Below are 6,537 nucleotides of genomic sequence, written 5' to 3'. Positions count from 1 at the left end.
CTTCCGGCTGCGGGCCCTGCCTTTACTCTTATTCGGTGACGCCGACGAGGCAGTCCTTGAGGTTGGCCGCCTCTGTGGCATTAAGTTCAACCACGAGCCGGCCCCCGCCTTCGAGCGGCACACGCATGATCAGGCTGCGGCCCTCCTTGGTTACTTCCATAGGGCCGTCGCCGGTGCGTGGTTTCATAGCCGCCATGAGGAATATCCCCTCCAGTAGTCCCAGGACCGAGCCCGGCCGGGCTGAGTCCGCGTGGTCAAAACAAAGCCGCTCTGGCGGTCCTTTCGGCAGCCGCCATGGCTGAACAATCCGAATGCTTTTTGTCCTTGCTTAGTACCTATTATCCTGTAATTACCCGTCTGTAGCTAATCGATGGACAATTCGTTCACGTGCGGATTCCTGCGCCCTGCCGCAGGCTGATCCGGGGAAACCCCGCGCCTGTCACGGCGGATAGTCCCCTCCGCCCGGCAGCTGGGCCCACGCCCACAGCCAGACCACCCAGACAATCTGCAGCAGGACGAACATCGTGACCACGGCGCCGCGGTAGGCGCGCGACCGGGAAACGAGTGCGGCGGCCAGCGCAAGCGGAAACAACGGCAGCAGCATGCGGAAGGTGCTGGTCTGCGGGTGCAGGAACACCACGAGGTACCCCAGGTAGCAGACGCACCACAGCCGGAGTTCGGTTCCGAGCCGGCGCACCGGCGGGGAGGCCATGAAGAGCCCGAACGCCGCCACGAAAACGAACGGTGCCACGAGCCCCAGGACGGGCCCGAACAGCAGGACGCCGGTGTCGAACCAGGGTTTGAAGGGCACGAGGTCGTCTCCGCGCCACACGGTTTCGGTCTTGGTGTACGCGGCGATGTCGCCGGTGGCAGCCCAGGCGACCGCGGGCCAGGCGAGGGCGCCTGCACCGCTGACGGCGGTGAGACCGGCGAGGGACCACAGTTCGTTCCGGCTGTGGACCCTGCGCCCCCTGGCGGCCAGTCCGCGGTTCCGCGCCTCGAGCCACGCCTCACCGGCGCGGTACAGGAAGAGGATCCCGATGGTCGCAGCAAACGGCACTCCCGTGGGCCGGGAAAGGCACATGGCCAGAACCACTGGAATGGCCCACAGGTAGTGCCGCCGGACCACCAGCAACAGCGACGCGGCAAGCAGCAGGAGGTTCAGGGATTCCGCGTACGGCACCTGGAGCACCGGCGAGACGGGGAAGGTGGAGAAGAATGCCGTGCCCCACACGGCCGGCCCGTGGGCAGCCTTGGTGCGGAACAGCAGGTACACCACCACCGAGGCCGCCAGTCCGGCGAGCATGGCAATGAATATGAGGGCGGCAACGGGGCTCATGCCGGTGGCAGCGGAGAGCATCCGCCCCAGCGTTGGAAACAGCGGATAGAAGGCCCAGGTGTTCTCCTGCACGTTGCCGGCCGCATCCACCGGCAGTTCGGACGGGTACCCGCCGGTCATGACGGACTCGTACCACCGCGCGTCCCAGATATTGATGAAGTTCCAATAGTCGGGCTTGGCCGGGAACCAGGGGTTGAATCCCTGATGCAGGGCGGCCGACATGAAGATGCAGGCACTGACCAGCCGGGCGGCCACATAGACCGCCGCCACCTGGGCCCACCACGGCCAGCGCGCCAGGCGGCCGTGGAGCCGTGCCGCGGCAGTCCGGAACGCCCCGTCCAGCCGTGTCCCGCGATTCGACGGCGGGGGTTCGACTGTTGATGCCGGTACCGGCCCTGGCGGCGGCATCGGGCCCGGCTGCGGCAGTGGCGAGCTCACGTCCGGTCCTCGGCGGCCGGTTGTTCGGCGGCGGCCAACTGTCCGGCAGAGGCGCGCAGCTGCTCGCGGAGGCTCTCTATTTCGGCGTTCCTGGCAGCCAGCTGGTCCCGCAGGTCGTCCAGCACCTGATCCACCTGGTCCATCCGGTAACCCCGAAGCCCCAGCGCAAACCGGACGTGGTCGACGTCGGCCGGCGTGGCGTCGTCGGGAAGCAGCACCGGAGGCAGGGACGCCACGGGTTCATCGAACCCGTCATTGAAACCGACTCTGGCGAGGGGCGCGCGGGCGCGTTTCCTCCGCAGGATGCCCGGCCCGAGGTCGGTCCCGATGAGGGCGGTGACTCCGATCAGGACGATGGCGAGGAAAACGAGGAAGAAACTCACACCACCAATCGTGCCAGACGCAGCCGCGGCTGCCGCCTACCCGGGCAGCTTCTACTCGGGCCGCTGGTCGCCGTTGGTGGAGGGAGCCCGGACGTGGCCGTGGAGGACCAGATTCACGGCTTCCTCCGGGGTGTCCACTACCTGGATGAGGTCCAGGTCCTTTTCCGAGACCATTCCCTCTGCCACCAGGGTTCCCCTGATCCAGTCGATCATCGGACCCCAGAACGACGCACCCAGCAGGACGATCGGGAACGAGGTCACCTTCTGCGTCTGGACGAGGACCATGGCTTCGAAGAGCTCATCCAGGGTGCCGAGGCCGCCGGGAAGAACGATGAAGCCCTGGGCGTACTTCACAAACATGGTCTTCCGCGCGAAGAAGTAGCGGAAGTTGATGCCGAGGTCCACCCACTGGTTCAGGCCCTGTTCGAACGGCAGTTCGATGCCGAGGCCAACGGAGACGCCATTGCCCTCAACAGCTCCCCTGTTGGCCGCCTCCATCGAGCCGGGACCGCCGCCGGTGATGACCGCCACGCCGGCTTCAGCCAGCTTGCGGCCCACCTCGACGCCCATGTCGTAAAACACGCTGCCGGGCTTGGTGCGTGCTGAGCCGAACACGCTGACCGCCTGGCCCAGGTCCGAGAGCGCACCGAAGCCTTCCACGAACTCGCTCTGGATCCGCATCACGCGCCAGGGATCGGTGTGGATGAAATGGCCGGGGCCCTTGGTGTCGAGCAACCGCTGGTCCGACATCTCCACCGCAGCCTGCTTGCGGCGCAGCTCTAGGGGCCCTTTCCGGCGGGGCTGTACTGATTTTGACGGATCTGCGTTGATGCTCATCCCCCAAGGCTAACCTGCTGACCTGCAGGTATCTCTTGAATTACGATCAACGGGAAGTTGGAGTGATTGCGGTCATAACCGGGCAATATTCGCTAGATTCATTCTTATGACTACTCAACTGCCAGGCGACGCACTCGTCTCCCTGAATGCCGTTAACAAGCATTACGGTCAGCTGCACGTTCTCAAGGACATCAATCTCCAGGTCCGCAAGGGCGAGGTGGTTGTGGTCATCGGCCCCTCGGGTTCGGGCAAGTCCACCCTGTGCCGGGCCATCAACCGGCTGGAAACCATCGACGACGGCGACATCGCCATTGACGGCAAGCGGCTGCCCGAGGAGGGCAAGGAGCTCGCCCGGCTGCGCGCCGACGTCGGCATGGTGTTCCAGTCGTTCAACCTGTTCGCGCACAAGACCATCCTGGAAAACGTGACGCTTGGCCCCATCAAGGTCAAGGGCGTCGCCAAAGCGGAAGCGGACAAGGATGCCATGGCACTGCTTGAGCGCGTGGGTGTGGGCCACCAGGCACCCAAGCTGCCGGCGCAGCTCTCCGGCGGCCAGCAGCAGCGTGTGGCCATCGCACGCGCCCTCGCCATGAAGCCCAAGGTCATGCTGTTCGACGAGCCCACTTCGGCGCTCGATCCGGAGATGATCAACGAGGTCCTGGATGTCATGATCCAGCTGGCCAAGGAGGGCATGACCATGATCGTGGTCACGCACGAGATGGGCTTCGCCCGCAAGGCCGCCGACCGCGTGGTGTTCATGGCGGACGGACAAATCGTTGAGGACGCCACTCCCGAGGAATTCTTCACCAATCCCCAGAGCAGCCGCGCCAAGGACTTCCTGTCCAAGCTGCTCACGCACTGACAACCGGCAGACCCCGCCGGCTTCCAGATCACCGAGTTCGCACCCAGGCCGTCATGGGCGGCCGCCCAATGAAAGGAATGTCATGAAGGCATTTTTGACCCGAAGGAAATCCCTTCTGGCAGCAGCATCCGCAGCCATTGCTCTGACACTGAGCGCTTGCGGCGGCGGCGGCACCGGGACCGGCTCCAACCCCGCGCCGGTCGAGAAGCCCAGCTTCGCTGCGGGTACCACCATGGAAAAGCTCGCCTCCGCGGGCAAGATCACCATCGGAACCAAGTTTGACCAGCCGCTGTTCGGGCAGAAGGGCCTGGACGGCAAGCCGGTCGGTTTCGACGTCGAAATCGGCAAGCTGCTGGCCGCCAAGCTGGGCATCCCCGCGGACAAGATTGAATGGGTTGAAACCGTCTCCGCCAACCGCGAGCAGTTCATCAAGCAGGGCAAGGTGGACCTGATCGTGGCCACCTACACCATCAACGACAAGCGCAAGACCGAAGTCGACTTCGCCGGCCCGTACTACGAAGCCGGCCAGGCGCTCATGGTGAACAAGGACAACACCTCCATCACCAAGCCCGAGGACGTCAAGGGCAAGAACGTCTGCTCCGTGACGGGCTCCACCCCGGCCTCCACCATCGTGGAGAAGTACGGCGCGGTCCTGGTTCCGGCAGCCACCTACTCGGCCTGCCTCGAACCGCTGCGCAACAAGCAGGTTGAGGCCGTGACCACCGACAACGTCATCCTGGCAGGCTTCGTCAACAAGGAGCCGGACGCGTTCAAGCTGGCATCCGAGGAGACCTTCACCAAGGAGCCCTACGGCATCGGCCTGAAGAAGGGCGACACCGAGTTCCGCAACTGGGTCAACGACCAGCTGGAGGGCTTCGCCAAGGACGGCTCCTACAAGAAGGCGTGGGAGGCCACCGCAGGCGCGGTCATCAAGACGGCACCGGAACTTCCGGCCATCGACCGCTACTAGGACGATCGTGGCGGTTACCGGCGGCTGTGCATGCCACAGCCTGCCGGTAGCCGCCGCTTCCGTTTTCCGCACATTCCCCTGAACGCAGCTGAAGGATCCTATGGACGTCATCATTGAAAGCCTCCCCCAATACTGGGACGGCTTTCTCAGAACCCTGTTCCTGGCCGCCGTTTCCGGCATCATCGCCCTGGTTGTCGGCACCCTGCTGGCCGCCGCCCGGGTCTCCCCTGTGGCTGCCCTCCGCGGCTTCAGCATGGCCTACGTGGAGGTGGTGCGTAACACCCCGCTTACCATCGCGTTCTTTTTCGCGGCCGTGGTCCTGCCCCGGCTGGGCGTGACCTTCCAGCAGTTTGAAGTCGCGGCCATCATCGCCCTGAGCGCCTACACCGCCGCGTTCATTGCCGAGGCGGTGCGCTCGGGCGTCAACAGCGTTCCGGTCGGCCAGGCCGAGGCCGCCCGCAGCATCGGCATGAAGTTCGGCCAGGTGCTCTCGCTCATCATCCTGCCGCAGGCCCTGCGCACCGTGATTCCGCCCCTGATCAACATCCTCATCGCGCTGGTCAAGAATTCCTCGGTGGCCGGCGCCTTCTTCGTGCTGGAGCTGTTTGGCTACGGCAAGCAGCTCGCCAACGATCATGGCGACGCCGTCATGTGGGTGCTGGTGGGCGTTGCCATCTTCTATCTCCTGATCACCGTGCCGCTGGGCATCCTTGCCCACCAGGTCGAACGAAAGGTGGCGATCGCCCGATGAGTTCGGTTCTCTACGACGTTCCGGGGCCCAAGGCCCGCCGCATCTCACTGATCGGCTCCGTGATCGGCGTCGTGCTGATCGCCGCCCTGCTGGCCTGGGCCGTGATGACGCTGGCGCAGCAAGGAATCTTCCAGGCGCAGCGCTGGGCGATCTTCGGCCAGGCTGACGTCTGGACACTCCTCGCCAACGGCATCGGCGCGACGCTGAGCGCAGCCGCAATCGCTGCTGTCATCGCCTTCCCGCTGGGACTCCTGCTGTGCCTGATGCGCATTTCCGATGTCGCCTGGATCAGGGTTCCCACCAGAATCGTGCTCGAGTTCCTGCGCGGCATGCCCGTGGTCCTGATGATGCTGTTCGTGCTGCTGGTCTTTGCCACCAGCTCGTTCATCGCCGTGGTGGCCGGCCTGGTGCTCTACAACGCCGCGATCTTCGCGGAGATCATCCGGGCAGGCATCCAGTCCCTCCCCCGCGGCCAGCGCGAGGCGGGTCTGGCGATCGGCCTGACCAGCTTCCAGTCCCGGCTGAGCATCGAACTGCCGCAGGCTGTCCGCCGCATGCTGCCGTCCCTCGTGGCGCAGCTCGTGGTCCTCTTGAAGGACACGTCGCTGGGGTACATCGTGGCCTATGGCGAACTGCTTCGCGCGGTGCAGGTGATGGCGGACTTCCTGGGCCCGCAGTTCCTGTTCCCGGTGTTCTTCGTGGCCGCGGCCATCTACATCGCCATCAACCTGGCAGTGTCCCGGCTGGCCATCTGGATTGAGCGGCGCGGGTCCAAGAAGGCGGCCGGCGGAGTGGCCAAGGCCCCCACCGCCGGTGTCTCCACCGCGGTGAAGTAGGAAGCTGCCCGCCACGGGCACAGCCACAAAACAGAAGGTGCGGCGGCCCCCCCCCGGGGGCCGGCACCGGGTTGGGGTGGTGGTTTTAAAAAAAACAAGCCCCCCACGGCACAAAAAAAAA

The 6,537-nt window shown here is 65.1% G+C and carries 8 protein-coding genes; 4 read left to right on the top strand and 4 right to left on the bottom strand.

What is annotated here, in order from left to right:
* Positions 1 to 28: 28 nt before the first annotated feature.
* The 4 genes from ACFQ50_RS24185 to ACFQ50_RS24170 all read right to left on the bottom strand — a co-directional run bounded on the left by ACFQ50_RS24185 (position 29) and on the right by ACFQ50_RS24170 (position 2,997).
* Positions 29 to 196, bottom strand: a complete 168-nt coding sequence (locus tag ACFQ50_RS24185) for a DUF3117 domain-containing protein (protein ID WP_003805139.1) — start codon at positions 194 to 196, stop codon at positions 29 to 31.
* Positions 197 to 439: 243 nt separating this feature from the next.
* Positions 440 to 1,636: a hypothetical protein gene (locus tag ACFQ50_RS24180; protein ID WP_377998173.1), complete on the bottom strand. Its 1,197-nt coding sequence runs from the start codon at positions 1,634 to 1,636 to the stop codon at positions 440 to 442.
* A 137-nt stretch (positions 1,637 to 1,773) separates the two neighbouring features.
* Entirely contained in the window at positions 1,774 to 2,160 is a 387-nt protein-coding gene (locus tag ACFQ50_RS24175; protein ID WP_377998172.1) for a DivIVA domain-containing protein, read from the bottom strand.
* Between the two features lie 51 nt (positions 2,161 to 2,211).
* Positions 2,212 to 2,997: a TIGR00730 family Rossman fold protein gene (locus ACFQ50_RS24170; protein WP_377998171.1), complete on the bottom strand. Its 786-nt coding sequence runs from the start codon at positions 2,995 to 2,997 to the stop codon at positions 2,212 to 2,214.
* A gap of 106 nt (positions 2,998 to 3,103) precedes the next feature.
* On the opposite strand from ACFQ50_RS24170, the gene ACFQ50_RS24165 reads away from it, so the two are divergent.
* The 4 genes from ACFQ50_RS24165 to ACFQ50_RS24150 all read left to right on the top strand — a co-directional run bounded on the left by ACFQ50_RS24165 (position 3,104) and on the right by ACFQ50_RS24150 (position 6,416).
* Entirely contained in the window at positions 3,104 to 3,859 is a 756-nt protein-coding gene (locus ACFQ50_RS24165) for an amino acid ABC transporter ATP-binding protein (protein WP_377998170.1), read from the top strand.
* Positions 3,860 to 3,941: 82 nt separating this feature from the next.
* Positions 3,942 to 4,829, top strand: coding sequence for a glutamate ABC transporter substrate-binding protein (locus ACFQ50_RS24160; RefSeq protein ID WP_377998169.1), 888 nt, complete (start codon positions 3,942 to 3,944; stop codon positions 4,827 to 4,829).
* 100 nt (positions 4,830 to 4,929) lie between these two features.
* The gene (locus ACFQ50_RS24155; protein WP_377998168.1) at positions 4,930 to 5,580 is read left to right on the top strand and encodes an amino acid ABC transporter permease; all 651 of its coding nucleotides are present in this window, start codon (positions 4,930 to 4,932) and stop codon (positions 5,578 to 5,580) included.
* A complete protein-coding gene (locus ACFQ50_RS24150; RefSeq protein ID WP_377998167.1) occupies positions 5,577 to 6,416 on the top strand; it encodes an amino acid ABC transporter permease in 840 nt (279 codons plus the stop codon). Before ACFQ50_RS24155 ends, ACFQ50_RS24150 begins: the two co-directional genes overlap by 4 nt.
* Positions 6,417 to 6,537: the final 121 nt, after the last annotated feature.

It is taken from the genome of Arthrobacter sp. NPDC056493, from assembly GCF_042795115.1.
Lineage (GTDB): Bacteria > Actinomycetota > Actinomycetes > Actinomycetales > Micrococcaceae > Arthrobacter.
Note: the sequence above shows the minus strand (reverse complement) of the source record. Positions and strands in the feature narration are given on the sequence as shown.

Coding starts and splice junctions, on each gene's coding strand:
- ACFQ50_RS24170 (WP_377998171.1), bottom strand. CDS start 2,997: ATGAGCATCAACGCAGATCCGTCAAAATCAGTACAGCCCCGCCGGAAA.
- ACFQ50_RS24165 (WP_377998170.1), top strand. CDS start 3,104: ATGACTACTCAACTGCCAGGCGACGCACTCGTCTCCCTGAATGCCGTT.
- ACFQ50_RS24160 (WP_377998169.1), top strand. CDS start 3,942: ATGAAGGCATTTTTGACCCGAAGGAAATCCCTTCTGGCAGCAGCATCC.
- ACFQ50_RS24150 (WP_377998167.1), top strand. CDS start 5,577: ATGAGTTCGGTTCTCTACGACGTTCCGGGGCCCAAGGCCCGCCGCATC.
- ACFQ50_RS24185 (WP_003805139.1), bottom strand. CDS start 196: ATGGCGGCTATGAAACCACGCACCGGCGACGGCCCTATGGAAGTAACC.
- ACFQ50_RS24155 (WP_377998168.1), top strand. CDS start 4,930: ATGGACGTCATCATTGAAAGCCTCCCCCAATACTGGGACGGCTTTCTC.